The following is a 23,530-nucleotide window of genomic DNA, read 5'->3' as shown; positions in this document are numbered from 1 at the left end:
GCTCAAGGGCGGACTTGCCCGGTTCCGCGCACGACCCATTTATAGGTGGTGAGCCCCTCCAGCGCGACCGGGCCGCGCGCGTGCAGGCGTCCGGTGGAAATGCCGATTTCCGCGCCGAGCCCGAACTGGCCGCCATCGGCGAACTGGCTCGAAGCATTGTGCATCACGATCGCGCTATCGGCACGCAGCATGAAATTTTCCGCCATATCCGCGTCTTCCGTGACAATGACGTCGGTATGATGTGAGCCATGATCTGCAATATGCGCCAGCGCCTCGTCAACCCCGTCCACCATCTTCGCGGACAGTATGGGGGCAAGATATTCCGTGTTCCAATCGGACGCCTCGGCAGAAACGATTCGCTCGTCGAGCTCCAGCACCGTATCATCACCGCGCACTTCGCAGCCGGCTTCCAGCAACGCACGAACAAGGGGACCGGGCGCAGGATAGTCCTGATCAATCAGCAGGGTCTCCATCGCTCCGCAGATACCGGTGCGCCGCATCTTGGCGTTGACCGCGATTGCCAGCGCCTTTTCCTGATCGGCGTCCTTGGCAATATAGGTGTGACAAATGCCGTCGAGATGCGCCAGGACCGGCACCCGCGCCTCGTCCTGCACCCTCTTGACCAGCGACTTCCCGCCACGCGGGATGATGATGTCGATCAGCCCGGCGGCCTTCAGCATCGCGCCGACCGCGGCCCGGTCGGTGGTCTGGACCAGCTGGATCGCATCGGCAGGCAACCCCGCCTCGACGACGCCCGCGACCATCGCCTCGTGAATCGCGCCGTTGCTGCGAATCGCTTCCGAACCGCCGCGCAGGATCACGGCATTGCCGGAGCGCAACGCCAGTGCCGCGGCGTCGGCCGTCACATTGGGCCGGCTTTCGTAGATGATGCCGATTACGCCGAGCGGCACCCGGACGCGCTCCATCACGAGACCATTGGGCCGTTCGCTACGATCAATCCGCTGGCCGACGGGATCGGGGAGCCCGGCGACATTGTCCACCGCCACGGCAATGGCCTCGAGTCGGCCGGCATCGATCATCAGCCGGTCAAGCATCGAATCGCTCAGGTCGCGTTCGCGCGCGCTCTCCATGTCGCGCGCATTGGCAGCCAGTATCTTGTCTTGGCTGGCGCGCAGGTGACGCGCGGCTGCTGTCAGTGCGGCGGCTTTCTGCGCATCGCTGACCCCGGTCAGCATGGAAAAGGCGGAGCGGGCCTTGCGGCCCATGTCGGTAATCAGTTGTGCTGGTTCAGTCATATGCGGCTGCTAGCATGGTGGCGGCGGCAATTTAACCCATAATCTCGCGCAATCTGCCCGCTTGGCGGCGGTGGCCGGAATGATTTCACGATGCGTGAACGCGGATGGCGCCGTGTGGTTCCATGGAATTGTGCAACTCATCGTACGAGTCGTTCGACTCGTCACGACTCGCCGCCCTGCGATTCGCCAGGCTGCCCTCCCTCTGCTAGCGGCTCTCCGGGGATTAGATTTTTACACGGCGGGTCATGCACAGTAATAACACCGGACAGGGGCTAAAGGCCCGGCTGGACCATATGTTTACCGATCGCGAGTTTTTCATGCGGTCGCACGGACAGGTCCGTTTTCTCACGATATCGGCGCGCTTGCAGAAGCGCGTGTTCTACTCCGCCGCGGCGGTGCTGGCGCTCTGGCTGGTGATCACGCTGGCGATGATGGTCAATCAGCTGACCGTAACCGGCGAGCGGATGGCACTGGCGGAGAAAGAGGCTGCCGTGAACAGCACGGAAAGCCGGGTTGCCAGCTACAAGCAGTCGATCGAGGGAGTCGCCGCCGACCTCAAGCAGCGGCAGGATGTGCTCGATGCGATGACCGAGCAGTTTATCGGCGATCAGCCGGCGCTCGGGGCAGCGACAGAAACGGACGAGCAGCTGTCGGAAAACACGCGCAAGATCAGCGCTGCCTTCCCCGAAGCGGCCCATCTCGCCAGGCTGGAAGCGCGGCAGATTGCCTTCGCAAGGCGCCTGACCCGTGCCGCCAACCAGCGCACCGAGCAGGTCGCCGAGGCGATTCGCAAATTCGGGCTGAACCCGGACAAGATGAGCCCGCAGCCCACGGACGCCATGGGTGGTCCGTTCATCCCCTTCTTCCAGGATGGCGACGACCAGCCGCTGCACCCGACGCTGGAGCAGCTGAACCGCGCGCTGCAGCGAATGGATGCGCTGGAACGCACGCTGATCGCGATTCCGTCAGGCAAGCCCTCGCGCACCGGCATGATGTCGAGCAGCTTTGGCTTTCGCCGCGACCCGTTCACCGGCGCGAGCGCAATGCACAGCGGCATTGATTTCAAGGGACCGCACGGCCAGCCGATTCTCGCTGCCGCCGGCGGCCGGGTCAGCCATGCGGGTTGGAAGTCCGGCTATGGCAAATCCGTCGAAATCACCCACGGTAATGGTCTGATGACCCGTTACGCGCATTTGTCGCGGATCGGGGTGACCACTGGCCAGACGGTCGAACAGGGACTACAACTGGGGGCAATGGGAAGCACGGGACGCTCGACCGGAACGCATCTGCATTTCGAAGTGCGGCTGAACGGACGCGCGATCAACCCCCGGCCATTTTTGGAGGCGAATACAGATGTTCTCAAGGTCAAAGCCAGCGCACGACAACGTGCCAGCGCGCCCAAGCGCGCCGAGTCAGGCACCAGCCGTGGCTAGAAACAGCGGCACCAGCGGATCGAGTTTCTCGATCATCGGCGACGGCATCGTCATCACCGGCAATATCGAATCGAAGGTCGACCTGCATATCGACGGCGAAGTGATCGGCGACGTGAAATGCCTGTCGCTGGTCCAGGGGCCGTCGAGCAAGATCAAGGGTGCGATCGTTGCGCAGAATGCCAGCCTGTCGGGTTCGGTCGAGGGCTCGATCGATGCCGGCGACCTTGCCATCGCCTCGACCGCCCGGATCGGCGGCGACGTTACCTATGAAAATGTCACGATCGAGCAGGGCGGCCATGTCGACGGCAAGTTCAAGCATCGCAGCAGCAAGTCTCCCAATCTCGCAAAGTCGACCGTGAACATGAACGAGATGGCAATCCCGCTCGAACTCAAGGAAGACGACCGGGCGGCCTGAAACCGCCGGCCACCCGCGCCTGACTAGCTGTGGGGCGCCTGCCGTCTGTAACTGAGCGCTTCCGCGACATGAATCCGGCCGACCGCGTTGGCGCCGGCGAGATCGGCGATCGTCCGGGAGACCCGCAGCACCCTTGTATAGCCCCGGGCCGACAGGCGCATCGCTTCCGCAGCCTGCGCCAGCAGCTTCCGCCCCGGCTCGTCGGGCGTGGCATATCGTTCGAGCACCTCGCCATCAATCTCGCTGTTGGTGCGTGCCGCGAGCCCGTCATAGCGAGCGGTCTGCAGGGAGCGCGCCCGCGCCACCCGCGCCGCCACCGCCACAGAGCCCTCTGCGGGAGGCGGCATTGTAAGGTCCGCCGCGGACAGGGCATCCACCTCGATGTGCAGGTCGATCCGGTCAAGCAGCGGGCCGGAGACCCTCGCCCTGTAATCCGCAGCGCAACGCGGGGCCCGCGAACAGGCAAGCGCCGCGTCACCGAGATGGCCGCAGCGACACGGATTCATCGCCGCGACCAGCTGCACGCGAGCCGGGAACGTGACATGGGCGTTGGCCCTGGCCACGCTGATCTCGCCGGTTTCCAGGGGCTGGCGCAGCGAATCGAGGACCGGTCGCTGGAATTCCGGCAGTTCGTCGAGAAACAACACGCCAAGATGGGCCATGCTGACTTCACCGGGTCGCACCTTCAATCCGCCGCCGACCAGCGCCGCCATGGATGCGCCGTGATGCGGGGCGCGGAACGGCCGCTGGCGGGACATCTGGCCCCCTTCGAGCACGCCTGCCACGGATGCCACCATCGACACCTCGAGCGCTTCGGCCGGAGAAAGCGGTGGCAATATTCCGGGGAGACAGGAGGCGAGCAGTGACTTGCCCGAGCCCGGCGGTCCGTTCATCAGCAGGTTATGACCGCCGGCCGCGGCAATTTCCAAAGCCCGCTTGGCGGTTTCCTGGCCTTTCACATCCTTCAGGTCCGGGCCATATTCCGGTTCGGGCACCGCTCCGGTTTGCGGGGGCGTCAATATCGACTGCCCCTTGAAATGGTTGAGCAGGGCCAGCAGGTCCGCCGGTGCAAGCACCTCGATATCCCCGGCCCAGGCCGCCTCCGGCCCCTGCCGTGCCGGACAGATCAGTCCGAGATCCTTGCCGGAAGCATGGAGCGCCGCCAGCAGCACGCCAGGGGTCGCGGCCAGCCGTCCGTCGAGCGACAATTCGCCGACGACAACATAGCCGGACAGGGTTTCCGCATCGACAATGCCCATCGCCCCGAGCAGCGCCAGCGCGATCGGCAGATCATAATGGGAACCGGCTTTCGGCAGATCGGCAGGCGACAGGTTGACGGTGATCCGCTTGGGCGGCAGCGACAGCCCCATCGCCGCGATGGCCGCTCGGACCCGCTCCCGGCTTTCCGCCACGGCCTTGTCCGGCAAGCCAACCACGTTGAAGGCGGGCAGACCGGGGGCAACCTGGCATTGCGCTTCAACACCGCGCGCCTCCAGCCCCAGATAGGCCACCGTCTGAACCAGCGCCACCATTATAGCCGCCCCAATGTCATGCCCCGAACACTGACCCGGAGCCGGGGCTGAGTCGAGCGACAACAGCAGCTTGGCCGCAACCGTCAAAATCAGCGGAAAACCGCGCAGCAATCGGGTTAACAGGGCCCCAACCACGCAGGCTCACGTTTTGGCAAGCGCCAAGCCCTAGGGTTTCTCTATGATATTCAAGAAGCAATCAGGACCCGCGCCTTGCGGCAGCAATCCGGACAGTCTTGCCGGCAGACTGTTCGTCGCTGCGTTCATGCTTTTCGCTTTGTTGCTCAGCCCCACCGATCCGGCCCTTGGCGCAAGCAGTTATGTCGTCACCGAAACCGTCGAGACCATCGAATATGAACTGTTCGAGCCAGCAGCGCGGGCAAAGCCGGCCGCCGCTATTGATGAATTTGGCCCGTTCCGCGTGGTTGCGACCGATACGGTCGAAATGAGCGGGACGGTCGACAGCTATACACCGGACCTTTTCCACCGCATGCTGGTACGATATCCCGGGATCAAGCGCATCGAGATGATCGATTGCGACGGCTCGGTGGACGAGCAAGCCAATCTGAAACTGGCCCGCATGATCCGCCGCGCCGGCATCAGCACCCATGTGCCCGCCCATGGATCGGTCCGTTCCGGGGCGGTCGAACTGTTTCTCGCGGGGCTGAGCAGGAGCGCCCATCCCCAGGCAGAGTTCATCGTCCACAGCTGGATCGACGAGGATGGACGCGAAGCCAATGACTTTCCGGCGAGTGATCCGGTGCACGCGGAATATCTCGATTATTATGCGGAAATGGGTGTCCCGGCTCCGATGGCCAAGGCCTTCTATGCCCTGACCAACAGCGTCCCGTTTTCGGAGCAGCTGCGGCTCTCGCAGTCCGACATGGCGCGGCTGCACCTCCTCCACTAGGCTTCTGCCCGCCCCCCATTGTTCACGCTTCATCCATATCGGGGAACGATAATCGCTGCGGCGCGCTATAATTGCGACGGCGCATCTTGTAGCGGTCGCCGCGAAGCGCCAAATGGAACGTGATGAACAAACAGGACAGAAAACGCTGGAAATATACGTCGGGATCGCGATTCGCGCTCTCGATCCTCGGCTTTTTCCTGATTCTGATCTCGCCGATCATCGGCGCCATTCCCGGTCCGGGCTTTATCATCGTCTTTCCCATTGGCCTGGCACTGGTGTTGCAGAATTCACGCTGGGCCAAGAAGCGCTACGTCGATTTCAAGCGGCGATTCCCGAACTATGGCAAATGGACCGACTGGGCGATGCGCCGGAGACATCACAAGACGCTGCCCGATGATTTCGAGCTGCCGCTTTTCGGCAAGGTGAAAACCGGCAGCAAGGGCAAGAAAGTCTAGTGCAATCGCTTGACTTTCCGCGCCTGCCTGCCTAATCGCAGCCACAACGTATCGGCCGCAGCTTTTGGCGGCCTTTTTTATCGAAATTTTGACGTAGGATAATCGCGATGAAGCGTACATTTCAACCGAGCCGCCTGGTCCGCAAACGGCGCCATGGTTTCCGTGCCCGCAAGGCCACCGTTGGCGGCCGCAAAGTGCTTGCAGCCCGCCGTGCCCGCGGTCGCAAGAAGCTCTCGGCCTAACACCAACGTGACCGAGCGTGCTGCGCCGACGCCAGCATGCCCGTCGCCGGACCAACCGGACCTCCGGCACCGGTCGTCCGAATCGGCGACCATCGATGCCAAACATCCCATAGAAGTGATTCGCAAGCGCGCGGATTTCCTCGCCGCCAATCGCGGCAAGCGATTCGTCACGCCCGGCTTCGTGTTGCTGGCCCACAGGCGGCGCGACAGCCATCCGCTTCCCGCCCAGACCGTTCGCTACGGAATCACCGTCACCAAAAAAATTGGCAATGCGGTTGCCCGCAACCGCATGAAACGCCGGTTCCGCGCGCTGCTGGCCGAAGTCCTGCCGGAGCACGGCTTTCCCGGCGCCGATCACATCATGATTGGCCGCAAGGCGGACACCGAAGCCGATTTCGCCACCATGAGGGCCGATCTCGAGAAGGGCCTGCGCTATCTGGCGAAACGGCTGGATTAGCGATGCTGAGGACCATCTTCATCTTCTTCGTGCGGTGCTGGCAATGGGGTCCGTCGCGGATATTGCCACCGACCTGCCGCTATATGCCAAGCTGCAGCGCCTATGCGATCGAGGCGATCGAGAAACACGGTGCAATTAGGGGTAGCTGGCTGGGGGCGAAACGGCTATTGCGCTGCCATCCTTGGGGTGGCTCGGGCTATGACCCGGTGCCTTGATGCCCTGAACACCGATCCTATTTGCAACATATGGCCGAAAGCGGGACGAAATAGTGGACGACAAGCGTAATATCATCATGGCGGTTCTGCTCACCGGGATCATTCTGTTCGGCTGGCCGCTGCTGATGGAACAGTTCTTCCCGGACATGGCCAACAAGAATGAAGTGGTGGAGCAGGCGAATGTGCCCGCGACCGACCAGGTTCCTGCCACGACCGGATCTTCCGGCAGCGCTCCGGCGACGGGCAGCGCCGAGATCACGGCCGCAGCCGATGCGGGCAAGATCCGCCCGCTCGCCACGGTTTTGCGGGAAAACCCCCGCGTGCTGATCGATACGCCCCGCCTGCAGGGATCGATCAACCTGAAGGGCGGACGCATCGATGATCTGACGCTCACCGATCACACGGTCGACATGAGCAAGGACAGCAAGCCGGTGCGCCTGTTTTCGCCCTCCGGTACGCAGGACGCCTATTTCAGCCGCTTTGGCTGGGCCGGAGAAGGTGTCGCGGTGCCCGACGACAATACCGTCTGGTCGACGGATGGCAGCCGGCTGACCCCGAGCAGCCCGGTCACGCTGAAATGGTCCAATGAAACGGGCCAGACCTATGCCATCAAGCTGTCGGTTGACTCCGACTATCTGATTACCAGCGAACAAAGCGTCATCAACCGCAGCGCCGGGCCGATTGCGGTGCGCCCCTATGGCCTGCTCAACCGGAAACGGGACCTCGACAATATTCCTCCAAACGAAGCCAGCACCTGGACCATCCATGCTGGCCCGGTTGGTGTCTATGAAGGCGCGGCCAATTACGATGTCGACTACAAGAATGTTGCCGGTGAAGAGCCGGGCTTCTTTGCCAGCCTGTTCGGAACCTCGGCCGTGGCCGGGACCAATGCCTATGACAAGGAAGTCAGCTGGCTTGGCTTTACCGACAAATACTGGCTGGGCGCACTGATTCCGGAGAATATATCCGACGTCAACGGCCGTTTCCGGTCCGGCGGTGGCGATATTTTCCAGGCCGAGATCGCGAAACAAAATCCGCAGATCGTCGGTCCGGGCCAGCAGCTCAATACCACCACGCGCCTGTTTGCCGGTGCCAAGGAAAACGCGCTGCTGGAAAAATATGAAGCAGAATACGGCATCCGCAATCTGGATCGTGCCATCGACTGGGGCTGGTTCTACTGGTTCGAAAAACCGCTATTCTATCTGCTCAACTGGCTGTTCAAGCTGGTCGGAAATTTTGGCGTCGCGATCATCCTGATGACGTTCATCGTCCGCGGGATCATGTTCCCGATTGCCCAGAAGCAGTTCGCCTCGATGGCGCAGATGCGCGCCGTCCAGCCGAAAATGAAGGCGATCCAGGAAAAGCACAAGGACGACAAGCAGCAGCAGCAGCAGGAAATCATGAAGCTGTACAAAGACGAGAAGGTCAATCCGCTCGCCGGCTGCCTGCCAATCTTCCTGCAGATCCCGATCTTCTTTGCGCTCTACAAGGTGCTGATGCTGTCGATCGAGATGCGCCACCAGCCCTTTGCCCTGTGGATCCAGGATCTCAGCGCGCCCGACCCGCTGACTCCGGTCAACCTGTTCGGCCTGCTGCCGTTCGATCCGCCGACCTTTCTCGCGGTCGGCATCCTGCCGATCCTAATGGGCATCACCATGCACCTCCAGTTCAAGCTCAACCCCGCGCCGATGGATCCGATGCAGAAGCAGATCTTCAGCATCATGCCTTGGATCCTGGTGTTCATCATGGCGCCGTTCGCCGCCGGTCTGCAGCTTTACTGGACCGTTTCCAACATCCTGACCATCGCCCAGCAGAAATGGCTCTATTCGCGCCACCCGCAGATGAAGGAAATGATGGCCAAGGAAGCCGAAGAGAAGGCGCGCAAGGCAGCGGCTGACAAGGCGGAGGCATGACGCCGCTGCATCCGAAGCTGTTCTCCGGACCGATCACTTTCCTGAAAAGTGCGCCGCAGCTGCAGTTCCTGCCCGACCCGAAGGTCCCGGAAATTGCCTTTGCCGGCCGTTCCAATGTCGGCAAGTCGTCGCTGATCAACGCGCTGACCAACCGCAACGGCCTCGCCCGGACATCGAACACCCCGGGACGGACGCAGGAACTGAACTTTTTCGACGTCGGCGAGCCGCTGATCTTCCGTATCTGCGATATGCCGGGCTATGGCTTTGCCAAGGCGCCGCCCAAGGTGGTCCAGAAATGGCGCTTTCTGATCAACGACTATCTGCGTGGACGGGCGGTATTGAAACGGACCTTCGTCCTGATCGATTCACGGCATGGCATCAAGCCGGTCGACGAGGAAGTGATGGAAATGCTCGACAAGGCGGCGGTCAGCTACCGGGTGGTGCTGACCAAGGCGGACAAGGTCAAGCAGGAAGAGCTGGACGCGACGGCGGAAAAGGTTGCGGCGATCGCCAAGAAGCATCCGGCGGCGCATCCCGACCTGCTGCTGACCTCGTCGGAAAAGAAACAGGGTATCGACGAACTGCGTCTGGCGGTTCTGGAGGCTGTGCAGAGCTGAGGACGCGGCACCCGTGCCCGGCGAACCATTGCTCGACACCGCCGATCATATTTGGTTATGGGGCTTTTTATGAAATTGATAATCGGAAACAAGGCCTATTCCAGCTGGTCGATGCGCGGCTGGCTCGCCTGCAAGCAATCGGGCGTGTCGTTCGAGGAACTGACCGTGCCGCTCTATGGCGACGACTGGGACCATGTCCGGGCAGGGGAGAATTTCGCGCCATCGGGCGGCAAGGTCCCGATCCTGTGGGATGGCGAGACCGTGGTCTGGGACAGCCTCGCGATCATCGACTGGCTCGCCGACAAGACCCACCGCGACCGCTTCTGGCCCAAGGACGAGACCGCCCGCGGCATGGCCCGGTCGATGGCGGCAGAAATGCATTCCGGCTTCATAGCGCTGCGCCGCCAGTGCCCGATGAACACGCGGAAAATATACGACGGCCTGGCGTTCAGCGACGAGGTCCGGGCGGATGCCGCCCGCGTTATCGAACTCTGGGCGCAGGCGCGGGCGCGCTTCGGCAGCGGCGGACCATTTCTGTTCGGCACCTACGGCGCGGCGGACATCATGTACGCGCCGGTCGTGTCGCGCTTCCAGACGTACGGATTCCGTCTGCCCGGCTTTGCCACCAGCTATATGCAGACGATCCTCGATCACGAATGGACCGCCCAATGGATGGAAGCGGCCGAGGAAGAGCCGTGGGTGATCGAACGGCTGGAACAGCCGGAAGCGGCAGACGCCTGAGCGGCGGCCGATGACGGTGCCGACCGCTCTCGATCTCGCCCAGCGACTGATTGCGCAGCCAAGCGTCACGCCCGCCAGCGGCGGCGTGTTTGATGTCATGGAAGCGATGCTGGAGCCGCTCGGTTTTGCAGTGACGCGTTTCATTGCCGGCGAGGCGCCGGACGGTCCCGTGGAAAACCTGTTCGCCATCCGCATGGGTCCCGCCGGCTCGCGCCATTTCGCCTATGCCGGCCATCTAGATGTCGTGCCGCCCGGCGAGGGCTGGCTGACCGATCCGTTCGTGCCGGAGGTGCGCGGCGACCTGCTGCACGGACGCGGCGCCGTCGACATGAAAGGCAGCATTGCCGCCTTCGTCGCCGCGCTGCACCATCTTCCGGCCGACCTCGGTACGATCAGCCTGATCATCACCGGCGACGAGGAAGGCCCGGCGCGGTTCGGGACTCTGGCGCTGATGGACCATATGGCCGAACGCGACATCGTGCCCGACCTCTGCCTGGTCGGCGAACCGACCTCGGTCCGCCGGCTCGGCGACATGATCAAGATCGGGCGGCGCGGCTCGGTCAACATGTGGATCACTGTGCACGGCATGCAGGGCCATGTCGCCTATCCGCAAAATGCCGACAATCCGATCACCAGGCTGGGCAAGATCCTCAGCGAGATTGACGCGCTGCGGCTCGACGAGGGTACCGACTGGTTCCAGCCGAGCAATATCGAGTTTACCGACCTGCACGTCGGCAATCCGGCGCACAATGTCATCCCGGCAAAGGCCGAGGGCCGCCTGTCGATCCGCTTCAACGACCGGCACACGGGGGAAAGCCTGGGCGTCCTGGTCCGGGAAATCGTCGAACGGCACGGCGGCGAACTGAGGCCGGTGATTTCCGGCGAACCCTTTCTCACCCCGCCGGGCGCATTTTCGGATATCGTCGCGGGCGCGATCCGCGAAGTGACCGGTGTCGAGCCTGAACTGTCGACCTCCGGCGGCACATCCGATGCCCGCTTTCTGGCGAAGATCATGCCGGTCGTCGAGTTCGGCCTGTGCAACGCGACGATGCACAAGCTGGACGAAGCGGTGGCGGTGGCCGATCTCGAACAGCTGGCGACGATTTTTGCAAAGATAACCGCGCGGGCGCTGGCCTGATCGCAGGGTTCAGCGGCGACGCCGCAGGATGATATAGAGAGCCCCTGCCCCGCCGTGCCGCGGATGGGCCCGCCGCACCGTGGCAATATGCGCATGATGCCGCGACGCTGCCAGCCAGTCGGAAATCGCCGCCCGGATTGCACCGCGCCCTCCTTCGCGGCGCCGCTCGTCGTCGTTGCGCGCCTTGCCGGTGATCAGCAAAATCGCGCGATGGCCGGCAGCGATGCTGAGCTCCAGCGCGCTGTCCAGCCGGCCGTGGGCGGAGGTCAGCGTATAGCCGTGCAGGTCCACCGTGACATCGGGCTGGACCATGCCCTTGGCCAGACGGCGATCCCAGCCGCCATCCAGCCCGTGGCGCGTCGGCACCGGCTTCTGGTCGCGCAGCGGGACGGCACCGGCAGATTGTCCGCCAAAGCTTTCGGCCGTAATCGGACCAGACAGATCGCGGGGCCTCCTGGCCACGGGAAGCCGCTCGATCCGCTTCACACTTTCCTTTTCGAGCGGCTCGACCGTCTCGATGACCTTTTGCCAGAGCGCCTTTTCACCGGCGGTAAGGGGCCGGTCCGCCATGGCTACTGTCCCGGATTTCGGCGCGCATCGACGAGCCTGGCAACCGTGCCCTTGGGCAGAAACAGCAGCGCCTGTCCGTTGGACGCCATCCCGCCGGCAATCTGCGACGCCTGCTCGCCCGCGCCCCAGAAGGTGTCGAAGCGGTTGGCGCCCTTGATCGCCCCGCCGGTGTCCTGCGCGACCCAGAGGCCGTCGGCAATATCATGGGCCATGTCGAGAAAGACCGGCGCGCCGAGCGGCACGAACAGCCGATCGGCCGCTACCGAGGTGCGGGCGACCACCGGGTGGCCCATCGCGCCCAGCGGCCCGGGGCCGGTCAGCTCGTTGAAAAAGACGTAGCTCTTGTTCTCGCGCATGATCTTCATGCCCTCGTGTGGATTCGCGCGCAGCCATTCGACGATGCCCTGCATGTTGGTCTTGCCGTCGGCGAGCAGACCCCGTTCGCGCATGACCTTGCCGATGCCGGTATAATCCTGGCCATTCTGGCCGGCATAGCCGATCCGCATGATCGATCCGTCGGGCAGGGCGAGACGGCCGCTGCCCTGGATCTGCAGGAAGAACAGGTCGATATAATCCTCGGCCCAGGCGATCTCCAGGCCCCGCCCGGCGAGCGCGCCATCGTCGATCTGGGCCCGGTCCTCGAACGGGACCAGTTTCGTGCCATCGATCTTGCCGCGGATGCGCTTGTCTTTCAGCGCTTCGGAAAACAGGCCGAGATCGACGTCCAGCAAATTGTCCGGCCGGCGATAGACCGGCACCTGATGGTGCTGGGTGCGAACGCGCGATCCGTTTATCTGCGGTTCGAAATAGCCGGTGGCGAAAGCCTTGCCATCGCCGATCTGCACCGCTTCGAAATAGGATGCGAAAAATTGCGCGGCGTCATTGCCCGGCCAGCGCTGCGCGGCATCGCAGGACATTTGCCAGTCGGTCCCCTTGGTCAGGCCGCTGTTGTCCTCGCGGCGGACCAGCGAGGAACAGCTGGTGCGGAAGGATTGCAGCGCCGCCGCGGCTTTCGCTGGCGTGATGTTGAGACTGGCTATATCCGGGCCCAGAGCAACGCCGGCACCGGTTGCGCGGGTCGGGTCATCGCCGATTTGCACGAGCTGCGAAGGATTGACCGGCTGAAAGCTCGACGAGCCACGGTTGTTCGGGACCGGTTGCTGCAGCGTGCTGTCCGGCCGCGTTTCGGTCACCCATTCGTCTTGCGACCTGGCCGGGCGGCTTTGCGCCGTGCCTTCGGGAATGATCGACATCGAACAGGCGCTGACCATCGTCATTGCCGCGAAAAGCGCGCCGATTTTCATGATGCTGTCCCTCGACGTACGCGGGTCAGGCCTCATCGGTTTCGTCGAGCAGCCAGTTGGGGTCGGCGCTGGAAAGGTCGCGGCTGAAGGTCCAGACATCGTGGGTTTCGGCAGCGTCGGACAGCGAGCCGCCGATCAGATTGCCCTTCTTGTCCTTGACCACGGCAGCGATATCGGCATCGAACTGCACCGTGATGCGCGCGAGCGGGCGGTTGAACTCGGCTGCCGAGATCCGCGCGCTGTCGATTCGCACCAGCTGATTTTCCAGTATTTCACCGCGTTTTTCGCGCGCGTCGATGGCTTCGACGAAGCTTTCATAGACATCATCGTCGCAGAGCGACTTCAGCTCTTCCTTGTCGCCCTTCCAGAAGGCTTCGAGGATCATTGCATAGGCCGCCTGCGCACCCTCGACAAACCGGCCGACATCGAAATTGCGGTCGGCGGCGAGGATTTCGCGCATGTCGGCTTCGGCGCTGCTGTCATAGACCATCGTCGGCGCGCCGGCAGTCGCAGGGACGATGTCGGGAACATGAGGCTTGGTATCATCCAGTGTCCGGCGCTCATTCGCCCGCGGTTCAATGTTGCGGGGCATGTGTTCCTGCTCATGACCGCTGCGCTTGCCCAGCACAGAATAGAGACGCAGGCCGAGAAAGGCTGCCACCATGGCCAGTAATACAATTTCGATGGTCACTTCAGAATCCAATCATTTCTTTGGCCCTATACATAGGCAGAAACAGGGCTGGTTTCAAATGGCATTCGCGAAAAAGCCGATTTGCCGCAACTGGTCCAAGTTTTGTACCCGCCAATTCGTGAACCTGCGCTTACAAATTCACCGGCCGGCAGGGCTGCAGACCGGACCATAGTCTTTGATTGCCCTTGACTGCGTCCCCTGCTAGGCGCGCTGCGTTCGGCGGCGCAATATGTGCCATATGACATGTTTGACTGATTTTCCGAAAGGACAGGCCGATGGCTGACGAGAATGACAAGAGTGAATCCGACGCAAACCCAAACGGGAATGTAACGACGCCTGACCCGCTTGCCAATGGCGCAGACACGCAGCCACAAATCGGGATGATTTCACAATATGTGAAGGATCTGTCGGTCGAGAATCCCAACGCGCCGGATGTCTACCAGTGGCAGGGCCAGCCGCAGATCGACGTCCAGTTCAATATCGGATCGTCCCAGATTTCCGACGAAATACACGAGGTCGAGCTGAAAGTCGACGTCACCGCCAAGGCGGACGAGGGCGTCGCCTTCGCCATCGAACTGCTCTATTGCGGCCTGTTCGGCCTGCGCAACATCACCGAGGAACAGGCGCATCCGTTCCTGTTCGCCGAAGCGCCGCGGCTGCTGTTCCCCTTTGCCCGGGCGATCATTTCCGAGGCGGTCCGCGATGCCGGCTTCCAGCCGCTGCTGCTGGAACCGATTGATTTCACCGCGCTCTACATGCAGCAGCGCGAGCAGATGGCGGCACAGCAATCGGGCGAGCAACCCGTTGGTAACGCCTAAGTCCCCTCGCTAGGCGGCAGGCATGAACCTGCTGAAATCCACCGGAACGATAGCCGGGCTGACTCTGGTCAGCCGGATATTCGGCTTTGTCCGCGACATCATGCTGGCCCGGATTCTGGGCGCCGGCGCCGCCGCCGATGCGTGGCAGCTGGCCTTCCAGCTACCCAACATCTTCCGCCGGCTGTTTGCCGAAGGCGCGTTTTCGGCCGCTTTTGTCCCGCTGTTCAACCGCAAGATCGAAGCGGACGACGACCGCACGGCGGCGCAGACATTCGTGATCGAAGTCCTGTCGGTCTTCGTGCCGCTGCTGCTGCTGTTCTCCGCCATCATGATGCTCGTCATGCCGGGCATCATCTGGCTGATCGACGATTTCGGACGCGGCGGAAGGACCAGCGACTTTTCGATTTCGCTGGCCCGCATCACCTTTCCCTATCTCGGCCTGATCAGCGTCACCACCCTGTTCGCGGCGATACTCAATTCGCTCAGCCGGTTCGCTGCGGCGGCGGCAGCGCCGATCATGCTCAATATCTGCATGATTACCGCGCTGCTCGCTGCCTATATTTTCAACGACGGGAGCGATCCGCGCCAGACCGCCTATTTCCTGGCGCTGGCCGTGGCGACGGCCGGCCTCGTGCAGATGCTCTGGCTCTATTACTGGGCACGCAAGACCGGGTTCCGCTTTCCGCTGAAAATGCCGCGCTTCAATGCCGACGTGAAGGAACTGGGAATCCTGATCCTGCCGGCCGTATTCGGTGCCGGCATCTACCAGATCAGCCGGTTCATCGACCTGTTCTTCCTCGGACGCCTGCCGGAAGGATCGTTCGTCTACCTGGCGATGGCCGACCGGCTGAACCAGCTGCCGCTGGGAATCATCGGCATTGCCTTGGGCACCGCGATCCTGCCGGCGCTGTCGCGTTTCATCGCCAAGAACGACCAGGGGGGCGCACAACGCTTGCAGAGCAACGCCATCGAGCTCGGCATGCTGCTGACCATTCCGGCGGCCATCGCGCTGTTCTTTGCCGCCGGGCCGCTGGTCACCTCTTTCTATGTCGGCGGCAATTTCACCCCTGCCGACGGCCAGACGACCTCTGCCGTAGTCGCTGCTCTGGTTGTCGGACTGCCCGCCTATGTGCTGGTCAAGGTCCTGATCCCAGGCTTTTTCGCTCGCAAGGATACCAAGACGCCGGTCTATACCGCCGCCATTTCGCTGCTGGTCAATATCGCGCTCAACCTGCTGCTGATCCCGGTCTACGGCATTCAGGGCCTCGCCTTCGCCGGCGCGATTGCGGCATGGTGCAATTGCGCAATGCTGTACACGATGCTTCATAGACGCGGGCATTTTCATCTCGAATGGACACTGTTGCTGCGGATCGGCCGGATCACGCTGTCGGCGGCCGGCATGGCAGCGGTGCTGATCTATGCTGCGCCGATCGGCGAGGGACTCTATGATGGCACGATGGCGCAGCGAATCGGGTCGATCACCGCTCTGGTCAGTGTCGGCGGACTGGTTTATGCCGCGCTCGCATGGCTGACCGGTGCGATCGATCGCGACAAGATCACCATGCTGACGAAAAAGAAAGCGGCGGAAGAGGCCGCGAGCGAAGGAAGTTGATACAATGCGTACGGTCTCGGGCATCCAGCCCACGGGTAATCTCCATCTCGGCAATTATCTGGGCGCGATCAAGAACTGGGTGAAGATGCAGGACGAAGGCGAGTGCCTGTTCTTTCTCGCCGACCTGCACGCGATCACGGTGCACAATGATCCCGCCGAACTAGCCGCCAATTGCCGCGAAATGGTCGCCGCGCTGGTCGCCGCCGGAGTCGATCCGGACCGGTCGATCCTGTTCAACCAGGCCCGCGTCCCCGCCCATGCCGAACTCGCCTGGCTGCTGATCTGCAACACGCCGATGGGCTGGCTCGACCGGATGACCCAGTTCAAGGAAAAATCCGGCAAGCACAAGCAGCGCGCCTCGCTCGGCCTCTACGGCTATCCGGTGCTGCAGGCCGCCGACGTGCTGGCCTACCAGACGACCCATGTGCCGGTCGGCGAGGACCAGAAGCAGCATCTGGAACTGGCCCGCGACATCGCATCAAAGTTCAACAGCGACACCGGCACCGAGACCTTCGTCCTGCCCGAACCCTTTATCGGCAAGACCGCCGCCCGGATCATGAGCCTACGCGACGGCAATGCGAAAATGAGCAAGTCCGATCCGTCCGATCTCAGCCGGATCAACATGAGCGACGATGACGAAACGATCGCGCGCAAGTTCAAGAAGGCGAAGACCGATCCCGAGCCGCTGCCCGACAATCTCGCCGATCTCGCCGATCGTCCGGAAGCGAGAAACCTCGTCGGCATCTTCGCCGCGCTGGCCGACCAGCCGCAGGAAAGCGTGCTCGCCGACTATGCCGGCAAGGGCTTTGGCGATTTCAAGCCGGCGCTTGCCGATCTTGCGGTCAGCACCCTGTCGCCGATCCGCCAGCGGTTCGAGCAACTACGCCAGGACGGGGATGCGATCGACGCGATCCTGAGCAAGGGTTCGGAGAAGGCCTCGGCGCTGGCCCGTCCGACGGTCGAAGCCGCCTATGCGGCGCTGGGATTGCTGCGCGACTAATCTTTTCCGACAGGATCCGCGGTTGCATCCGGCGCAAGAGGCTTGCCTGTCTCGCCATTTGCGGTAAATGCTGGACCATGGATATTATCTCGATACGGGGCGGCAACAAGCTGTCCGGCACCATTCCGATTTCCGGCGCCAAGAACAGCGCCCTCACCCTGCTGCCCTGCGCGCTGCTCACCGACGAGCCGGTCACGCTGCGCAATCTGCCGCGGCTGGCCGATGTCGACAGTTTCGGCCATCTGCTCAACCAGCTCGGCGTCTCCACGACGATCGAAGGCGCGCGGCCGGAGGATTTCGGCCGGGTGATGACGCTCAAGGCCGGCCGGATCACCTCGACCGAAGCACCCTATGATATCGTCCGCAAGATGCGGGCCTCGATCCTGGTGCTGGGACCGCTGCTGGCCCGCGCCGGCGAATGCCGGGTCTCGCTGCCAGGTGGCTGCGCTATCGGCAACCGGCCGATCGACCTGCATCTGAAAGCCATCGAGGCGCTCGGCGCCACGATCGAAACAACCAGCGGCTATGTCATCGCGCGCGTGCCCGACGGCGGCCTGCCCGGCGGCGACTTCACCTTCCCGGTGGTCTCGGTCGGTGCCACCGAAAATGCGCTGATGGCGGCAGTGCTCGCCAATGGTACCAGCATCCTCAGGAACGCCGCGCGGGAGCCGGAAATTGTCGACCTGTGCAACATGCTGGTCGCCATGGGCGGCGAGATCGAGGGCATTGGCTCCTCTACCCTGACCATCTCCGGTGTCGACCGGCTGCACGGCTGCACCTATCGCGTGATGTCGGACCGGATCGAGGCGGGCAGCTACGCCTGCGCCGTTGGTCTGGCGGGTGGCGAGGTCGACCTGCTGGCCGCGCGGGCCGATGAAATGGAAGCCACGCTGGATGCGCTGCGCCATGCCGGCCTGTCGGTCGAACCGCATGCCAAGGGCATCCGGGTCGCCTCCGATGGCAAACTCCGTCCCCTCACCCTGTCGACCGCTCCCTATCCAGGCCTGGCGACGGACATGCAGGCGCAGCTGATGGCGATGCTGTGCATGGCCGACGGGGCCAGCGTGCTGACCGAAACGATTTTCGAAAATCGCTACATGCACGTACCCGAGCTCAACCGGATGGGTGCGGATATCGAGACCAAGGGCCGCACCGCCGTGGTCCGGGGTGTCAAGAAACTCACCGGTGCGCCGGTGATGGCGACCGACCTGCGCGCCTCGATGAGCCTGGCGATCGCCGGGCTGGCAGCAGAAGGCGAAACCCGGCTGCAGCGCATCTACCATCTCGACCGCGGCTATGAGCGGCTGGAAGAAAAACTCGCTGCCGTCGGCGCCGATATCGAGCGAATCAGCGGCGACTAACAGGCACCCGCTAGCACTTATGGCAGCTTGTCTTTCCGCCATTTTTGCCGTGTAGTTCGCTCCAATAAAAGGAGAGGACGGGACCATGTTTTCAGGACCGATAGAAGACCGGCTGGCGATCCGGGAATTGCACGACGCCTATTGCGATGCGGTGCTGCGCAAGGACCCCGATGACTGGGGCGCGCTCTGGACCGAAGACGCCGTCTGGTCGCTGATGGGCACCGAAGTCATCGGCCGCGAGAATATCGTCAATCTCTGGAACGGCGCCATGGGCCAGTTCGATGCGGTCAGCTTTCTCGGGATACCCGCCAGCCTGCAAGTGACCGGCGACACCGCGTCCGGCCGCTACCAGACCCACGAAATACTGGTCGAGAAGGGCGAGCCGCGGGTGGCTGGCGGGCGCTATGATGATGAATTCGTCAAGATCGACGGCCAGTGGCTGTACAGCAAGCGCATATTCAACGTCGTCGCCCAGTTCGGCGGCAACAAGCTCTAGGGGAATTGGAAGCATGGCCAAAATACTGATCGCGGCGCATATCGATGTGGATCCGGCGACGCGGGAAGAATGCCTGAAGCAGGCGCAGCCCTATATCGACGGTGCGCTGAGCCAGGAAGGATGCCTCTGCTACAGCTGGGCCGCCGACCTGCACAATCCGTCGCGCATCGAGGTGTTCGAGGAATGGACCGACGAAGAGGCGCTGGCCCAGCATTTCGGGGATGTCCATTATGCCAGCATGCTCGCCCATATCGGCAGCTTCGGCCTGATCAACGCGGTCAGCGCCAAATATCGGGTGGATGCCGAGGGGCCGGTCTACAACGCCGAAGGCAAGCCGACCCCGGCCTTTGACTAATCTGAACAGGAATTTGCCATGAACGAAGCCGTATCCAAATCGCTGTTCCAGCCGGATGTGCTGGTGGACCCGTTTGATTTCTATGAGGAAAAGCGCGCCAAAAGCCCGGTCTTCTTCGACGAGGCCAGCGGCACCTATGTCGTGCTGGACTATGACCTGATCTCGGAAGCGGTCGGCCGCCTCGATGACTTTTCCAACAATTTCAACGCTCTGCTTTCCGGCGGGAAGACCGAGGAAGAGCTGAAAAATGACGAGGAGCTGCAGGCGATCCAGTCGAAAGGCTGGCCGCAGGTGAACACCCTGCTGACCGCCGACCAGCCGGTGCACACGCGCTTCCGCAAGCTGGTCAATCTCGCTTTCTCGATGCCCAAGGTCAACAAGCTGGAAGACAGCATGCGCGAAATGTCGAACGAACTGATCGACAATTTCATCGACAAGGGCGCGTGCGAATTTGTCGAGGAATATGCGATTCCGATGCCGGTCCGCACGATCGCGGTGCAGCTGGGGCTCGATGTCGCCGACGCCGGCACGATCAAGCGCTGGACCAATGCCTTCGTCGACCGCCTCTCCGGCATGATGACCCGCGAGCGGCAACTGGAAACCGAGCGCGAGGTGGTCGAATATCAGCACGCGCTGAAGGCCAATATGGACGAACGCCGCAAGGAAGCGAAAAGCGATATTCTTTCCGATCTGGTCAACGCGCAGGTCGATGGCGAACGGCCGCTTGATGACGCCGAATCGCTGTCGATCGTGCAGCAGCTGATGGTCGCCGGCAACGAGACCACCACCGCCGCGCTGGCCGAGGGCATGCGGCTGTTCGCCACCAATCCGGACCAGTACAGGAAGATCCAGGACGACCCCTCGCTGATCCCCAATGCGGTCGAGGAAGTTCTGCGCATGTCGAGCGGCTCCTCCGGCATTTGGCGCGTGATGCACCGCGACGCCGAGCTGGGCGGCGTGATGCTACCCAAGGGCGCGATGGTGATGATGCGCTATCATGCCGCCAACCGCGACCCCAAGCAGTTTGAAAATCCGAATGAATTCCGCGTCGACCGCAAGAATGCGCGCACCCATCTGGCGTTCGGCAAGGGCATCCACATGTGCGTCGGCAACATGCTGTCGCGCAAGGAAATGACCGTGTCCTTCCAGCAGTTCGCCAAGCGGATCGACAATATCCGGATCCCGGAAGGCGCGGAGCTGCGCTATCCGCCGAACATGATGCTGCGGGGGCTGGCCAATCTGCCGATCCTGTTCGACAAGAAATAGATCGGTAGACAGGAACAGGACATGGGCATGATGGACGGCAAGGTCGCGCTGATTTCGGGCGGCGCGGAAGGCATTGGCGGGACCGCCGGACAGCGGGTGATCGAGGAGGGCGGCTCGGTGATGCTGGCCGACATCCAGATCGACAAGGCCAGGGAACATGCCGCCGCTCTGGGCGAGCGCGCCGACGCGGTCGAACTGGACGTCCGCAATCTCGACCAGTGGCAGGCCGCGGTCGATGCCACGAAGCAGCGCTTTGGCAAGCTGACCACCCTGTTCAACGTCGCCGGCATTTCCGAACCCGGATCGGTCGACGAGGTTGATCTGGACAGCTGGAACCGCACCATCGACATCAATCTGCAGGGCACTTTCTATGGCTGCCGCGTCGGCCTGCCGGCGATCGTAGAAAGCGGCGAAGACGGCGCGATCGTCAATATCGGCTCGATGCTGGCGATGCGCCCGGGCGCGCAATTCGCCGCCTATAGCGCCAGCAAGGCGGCGGTCACCGCGCTCAGCAAGTCGCTCGCTCTGCACTGCGCCGCCGAAAAATATCCGGTGCGGGTCAACACCGTCCACCCCGGCGCGATCGACACGCCGATGTACCAGCGCTATCTCGCCGCCTATCCGGGTCCGCATGACGAGGCGGTCGAACTGTTCAACCGCAACCATCCGATCAACCGCGTCGGCCAGGCGGTGGAAGTCGCCAACGCCATGATCTGGCTGGCCAGCGATCTCAGCAGCTTCACCACTGCCAATGATGTCACCGTCGACGGCGGCGGCAGCTACCGCGAATGATGGCAAAAAAAGGGCGGCCGGAGCGGGCCACCCTTGATCACCGGACCGGTTGAAATACGAAGTCCGGCTTGATCCTGTCCGCTAGCGGTTGTTCGCCACGATATCCACGACCGTGCCGCCACCCGAACGCTCGTTCAGGGTGATCACATAGGCATCGGACTGGTTCGGCTTGGAACCGCCCAGCACATGCTCGCTGCCGCGCAACAGATATTCGGCGTCATAGCCACCGCGCTTGGCGCGGGTATAATAATAATCGACGATATTCTTGATCGGCGTGGCGGTGGTAAAGCTGACCACGCGCAGGTCGCATTTGCCCGCCGCTTCCTGCAAGCTGGCTTTCGGATAGACCGCAAATTCCGGCGGCATCTTGCTTGCCCAGCCCATGTCGTAGGTCAGCTTGTCCTTGCAGACCGGCTTGTTGCTGCGCGCTTCCTGCAGTTCGGCCTTGTCTCCCAGCGTCAACGCTTCGTCGTCCGAGGTCATTTGCTTGGGCGCCGGCGCACTCATCATTTTCCCGCCCAGCGCGGCCTTGGCAGCGGCGCTGCCATCCTCGCCGGTACCCGGAGGCACCGATCCGTCGGCAGCACCGTTGGCCCCGCGAATGGCGTTGCGATTGGCCTGGTCGGTAAGATCGGGATCGACGAGGATCGCATCTTCCAGTGCGTCGTTCATCGCCGGATCGGAGGTCAGGTTGTCGTCCAGCTTCGCCAGTTCCTCATCGCTGGTTTCGTTGCTGCCGCAAGCGGCCAGCGACAAGGGCAGCGCAAAGGCCGCAGCCGACAGCAAAAGGGAACGGGTGATCTTTGACATGCGAAATGCTCCTGAATTTACCGGAACATCTGCACCAAAAAGCGTTAATATTTCGTTAGGGAAACTGGTTAATCCGGTGACTATTCGTTAACCTCTTGTCCCGTTTCGGGATTCACCCGAACGTGTCTGGCCCACCGACTTCGCCAAACCGGATCAGCCGCGACGTCAGCACCGCGGCTTGGCGGTTGACCACGGCCTTCTGATATTCCGGATCGGTGACCATTTCCATGAACGCACCGCTGTTCGGATAGCGTGCGATGAAGGATGAATCCCATTGCTTGTCGTCGGGACCGATCACCATGCATTCCATCTGTCCCCGCCAGATGATGGTGCCGCCGACCCGTTCGAATATCGGGCCGCTGGTCTTGCCATATTCCCGATAGGCGCGGGCGCCGCTCCAGCCCTTGCCGGCGTTCGGATGATCATCCGGATATTGCGCCGATTCGTGGAAACGAAGCAGGTTGAGCATGTTGATCGGTACATCGCGCGGCAGCGCCTTGAATGCGTCGAAACTTTCGCGGGTCGGGTCGAGATACCGGTCTTCAGCCATGCTCATGCGCTCCTATTGAAACTGTTTTCTGTTCTGTTGCCACTGTTCGCGAGATTGCCCCCAGTCGTCAACACGCGCGTCCTGAAACGGTGCTGGCAATTGCGTCGGACCACGATTGCTGGCACCGAGGCGCTCCGCCAGCCGGATCGAGGCAGAGTTCGCTGGATGAATCGTGTGGCAGATATCATCCCACTCCAGCACGTCGACCGCATAGTTCATGCTCGCCACCGCCGCTTCGAGCGCATAGCCTTTTCCGGCATATCCGGGCGCTACCGCCCAACCCACCTCGGTGCCGGGCCAGCCCTCGGGGTGCCAGGGTCCGATCCGACCGATCCACTGGCCGCTATCCTTTAGAATAAGCGAGAACATCCCGAAACCGCCGACATGCCATGCGCCAACCATGGCGCACAGACTTCGCCATGATTCAGCGCGACTTTTCGTTCCGCCGATATGTGCCATTGTGTCTTCATCTGCCTGAAAGGCTGCCCAATCTTCGAAATCGTCTGCACTCGGCGGACGCAGGATCAGCCGCTCGGTTTCAAGTCTGATATCGTCGATCCTCACGGCCATTCTCCCTTGCCGGA

27 protein-coding genes are annotated in these 23,530 nt (G+C 62.5%); 19 read left to right on the top strand and 8 right to left on the bottom strand.

Features of this window, described 5'->3' with window-relative positions; all coding sequences use genetic code 11:
- Window positions 1-2: 2 nt before the first annotated feature.
- Complete coding sequence (locus V7650_RS04330; protein ID WP_335655019.1) at window positions 3-1,256, bottom strand: glutamate-5-semialdehyde dehydrogenase; 1,254 nt, start codon at window positions 1,254-1,256, stop codon at window positions 3-5.
- 245 nt (window positions 1,257-1,501) lie between these two features.
- Here V7650_RS04330 and V7650_RS04325 point away from each other — a divergent pair, with 245 nt between their 5' ends.
- Both V7650_RS04325 and V7650_RS04320 read left to right on the top strand, forming a co-directional pair.
- Window positions 1,502-2,689: a M23 family metallopeptidase gene (locus V7650_RS04325; RefSeq protein WP_335655018.1), complete on the top strand. Its 1,188-nt coding sequence runs from the start codon at window positions 1,502-1,504 to the stop codon at window positions 2,687-2,689.
- Window positions 2,682-3,104: a bactofilin family protein gene (locus tag V7650_RS04320; RefSeq protein WP_335655017.1), complete on the top strand. Its 423-nt coding sequence runs from the start codon at window positions 2,682-2,684 to the stop codon at window positions 3,102-3,104. Before V7650_RS04325 ends, V7650_RS04320 begins: the two co-directional genes overlap by 8 nt.
- 23 nt (window positions 3,105-3,127) lie before the next feature.
- Here the strand turns inward: V7650_RS04320 and V7650_RS04315 are convergent, their stop codons facing one another.
- The gene (locus V7650_RS04315) at window positions 3,128-4,636 is read right to left on the bottom strand and encodes a YifB family Mg chelatase-like AAA ATPase (protein ID WP_335655016.1); all 1,509 of its coding nucleotides are present in this window, start codon (window positions 4,634-4,636) and stop codon (window positions 3,128-3,130) included.
- Between the two features lie 178 nt (window positions 4,637-4,814).
- Here V7650_RS04315 and V7650_RS04310 point away from each other — a divergent pair, with 178 nt between their 5' ends.
- The 9 genes from V7650_RS04310 to dapE all read left to right on the top strand — a co-directional run bounded on the left by V7650_RS04310 (window position 4,815) and on the right by dapE (window position 11,321).
- The gene (locus tag V7650_RS04310; RefSeq protein ID WP_335655015.1) at window positions 4,815-5,543 is read left to right on the top strand and encodes a hypothetical protein; all 729 of its coding nucleotides are present in this window, start codon (window positions 4,815-4,817) and stop codon (window positions 5,541-5,543) included.
- A 122-nt stretch (window positions 5,544-5,665) separates the two neighbouring features.
- Entirely contained in the window at window positions 5,666-5,998 is a 333-nt protein-coding gene (locus tag V7650_RS04305; RefSeq protein ID WP_335655014.1) for a hypothetical protein, read from the top strand.
- A 107-nt stretch (window positions 5,999-6,105) separates the two neighbouring features.
- A complete protein-coding gene (gene rpmH, locus V7650_RS04300) occupies window positions 6,106-6,240 on the top strand; it encodes a 50S ribosomal protein L34 (RefSeq protein ID WP_074203543.1) in 135 nt (44 codons plus the stop codon).
- A gap of 7 nt (window positions 6,241-6,247) precedes the next feature.
- Complete coding sequence (gene rnpA, locus V7650_RS04295) at window positions 6,248-6,697, top strand: ribonuclease P protein component (RefSeq protein WP_335655013.1); 450 nt, start codon at window positions 6,248-6,250, stop codon at window positions 6,695-6,697.
- Window positions 6,698-6,699: 2 nt separating this feature from the next.
- On the top strand, window positions 6,700-6,912 hold the full coding sequence (gene yidD, locus V7650_RS04290; RefSeq protein ID WP_335655012.1) for a membrane protein insertion efficiency factor YidD: 213 nt from the start codon (window positions 6,700-6,702) through the stop codon (window positions 6,910-6,912).
- 53 nt (window positions 6,913-6,965) lie between these two features.
- Window positions 6,966-8,825, top strand: coding sequence for a membrane protein insertase YidC (gene yidC / locus V7650_RS04285; protein WP_335655011.1), 1,860 nt, complete (start codon window positions 6,966-6,968; stop codon window positions 8,823-8,825).
- Complete coding sequence (gene yihA, locus V7650_RS04280) at window positions 8,822-9,442, top strand: ribosome biogenesis GTP-binding protein YihA/YsxC (protein ID WP_335655010.1); 621 nt, start codon at window positions 8,822-8,824, stop codon at window positions 9,440-9,442. Before yidC ends, yihA begins: the two co-directional genes overlap by 4 nt.
- Before the next feature lie 69 nt (window positions 9,443-9,511).
- On the top strand, window positions 9,512-10,183 hold the full coding sequence (locus V7650_RS04275) for a glutathione S-transferase family protein (RefSeq protein WP_335655009.1): 672 nt from the start codon (window positions 9,512-9,514) through the stop codon (window positions 10,181-10,183).
- A gap of 10 nt (window positions 10,184-10,193) precedes the next feature.
- The gene (gene dapE, locus V7650_RS04270; RefSeq protein WP_335655008.1) at window positions 10,194-11,321 is read left to right on the top strand and encodes a succinyl-diaminopimelate desuccinylase; all 1,128 of its coding nucleotides are present in this window, start codon (window positions 10,194-10,196) and stop codon (window positions 11,319-11,321) included.
- Between the two features lie 9 nt (window positions 11,322-11,330).
- On the opposite strand, the gene V7650_RS04265 is transcribed toward dapE, so the two are convergent.
- From V7650_RS04265 to V7650_RS04255, 3 genes are read right to left on the bottom strand one after another with little or no spacing between them, the layout of a single operon-like run.
- Entirely contained in the window at window positions 11,331-11,891 is a 561-nt protein-coding gene (locus tag V7650_RS04265) for a Smr/MutS family protein (protein ID WP_335655007.1), read from the bottom strand.
- Window positions 11,892-11,893: 2 nt separating this feature from the next.
- Complete coding sequence (gene mltA / locus V7650_RS04260; protein WP_335655006.1) at window positions 11,894-13,195, bottom strand: murein transglycosylase A; 1,302 nt, start codon at window positions 13,193-13,195, stop codon at window positions 11,894-11,896.
- A 25-nt stretch (window positions 13,196-13,220) separates the two neighbouring features.
- Window positions 13,221-13,859, bottom strand: coding sequence for a Tim44/TimA family putative adaptor protein (locus tag V7650_RS04255; protein WP_442955262.1), 639 nt, complete (start codon window positions 13,857-13,859; stop codon window positions 13,221-13,223).
- 302 nt (window positions 13,860-14,161) lie between these two features.
- On the opposite strand from V7650_RS04255, the gene secB reads away from it, so the two are divergent.
- From secB to V7650_RS04215, 8 genes are all read left to right on the top strand, one after another.
- Complete coding sequence (gene secB, locus V7650_RS04250; RefSeq protein WP_335655004.1) at window positions 14,162-14,704, top strand: protein-export chaperone SecB; 543 nt, start codon at window positions 14,162-14,164, stop codon at window positions 14,702-14,704.
- A gap of 22 nt (window positions 14,705-14,726) precedes the next feature.
- Window positions 14,727-16,316 (top strand): murein biosynthesis integral membrane protein MurJ, encoded by a 1,590-nt coding sequence (gene murJ, locus V7650_RS04245; protein WP_335655003.1) that lies wholly within the window; start codon window positions 14,727-14,729, stop codon window positions 16,314-16,316.
- A 4-nt stretch (window positions 16,317-16,320) separates the two neighbouring features.
- Window positions 16,321-17,316, top strand: coding sequence for a tryptophan--tRNA ligase (trpS, locus tag V7650_RS04240; RefSeq protein ID WP_335655002.1), 996 nt, complete (start codon window positions 16,321-16,323; stop codon window positions 17,314-17,316).
- Between the two features lie 77 nt (window positions 17,317-17,393).
- The gene (gene murA, locus V7650_RS04235) at window positions 17,394-18,677 is read left to right on the top strand and encodes a UDP-N-acetylglucosamine 1-carboxyvinyltransferase (protein ID WP_335655001.1); all 1,284 of its coding nucleotides are present in this window, start codon (window positions 17,394-17,396) and stop codon (window positions 18,675-18,677) included.
- Window positions 18,678-18,762: 85 nt separating this feature from the next.
- Window positions 18,763-19,173, top strand: coding sequence for a nuclear transport factor 2 family protein (locus tag V7650_RS04230; protein WP_335655000.1), 411 nt, complete (start codon window positions 18,763-18,765; stop codon window positions 19,171-19,173).
- 13 nt (window positions 19,174-19,186) lie between these two features.
- Entirely contained in the window at window positions 19,187-19,528 is a 342-nt protein-coding gene (locus tag V7650_RS04225; protein ID WP_335654999.1) for a putative quinol monooxygenase, read from the top strand.
- An 18-nt stretch (window positions 19,529-19,546) separates the two neighbouring features.
- Window positions 19,547-20,794: a cytochrome P450 gene (locus tag V7650_RS04220; protein ID WP_335654998.1), complete on the top strand. Its 1,248-nt coding sequence runs from the start codon at window positions 19,547-19,549 to the stop codon at window positions 20,792-20,794.
- Window positions 20,795-20,815: 21 nt separating this feature from the next.
- Complete coding sequence (locus tag V7650_RS04215; protein ID WP_335654997.1) at window positions 20,816-21,586, top strand: SDR family oxidoreductase; 771 nt, start codon at window positions 20,816-20,818, stop codon at window positions 21,584-21,586.
- Between the two features lie 81 nt (window positions 21,587-21,667).
- Here the strand turns inward: V7650_RS04215 and V7650_RS04210 are convergent, their stop codons facing one another.
- The 3 genes from V7650_RS04210 to V7650_RS04200 form a co-directional block, all read right to left on the bottom strand.
- Window positions 21,668-22,396 (bottom strand): hypothetical protein, encoded by a 729-nt coding sequence (locus V7650_RS04210; RefSeq protein ID WP_335654996.1) that lies wholly within the window; start codon window positions 22,394-22,396, stop codon window positions 21,668-21,670.
- 112 nt (window positions 22,397-22,508) lie between these two features.
- Window positions 22,509-22,946 carry a DUF1330 domain-containing protein gene (locus V7650_RS04205; protein WP_335654995.1) on the bottom strand — a complete coding sequence of 146 codons (438 nt, stop codon included), beginning with the start codon at window positions 22,944-22,946 and terminating at the stop codon, window positions 22,509-22,511.
- A gap of 12 nt (window positions 22,947-22,958) precedes the next feature.
- On the bottom strand, window positions 22,959-23,510 hold the full coding sequence (locus V7650_RS04200) for a GNAT family N-acetyltransferase (RefSeq protein ID WP_335654994.1): 552 nt from the start codon (window positions 23,508-23,510) through the stop codon (window positions 22,959-22,961).
- Window positions 23,511-23,530 lie beyond the last annotated feature (20 nt).

Origin of the sequence: Parasphingorhabdus sp., assembly GCF_036964565.1 — a bacterium.
In the GTDB taxonomy this organism is placed as follows: domain Bacteria; phylum Pseudomonadota; class Alphaproteobacteria; order Sphingomonadales; family Sphingomonadaceae; genus Parasphingorhabdus.
This window is presented reverse-complemented; position numbering and strand designations above follow the sequence as displayed.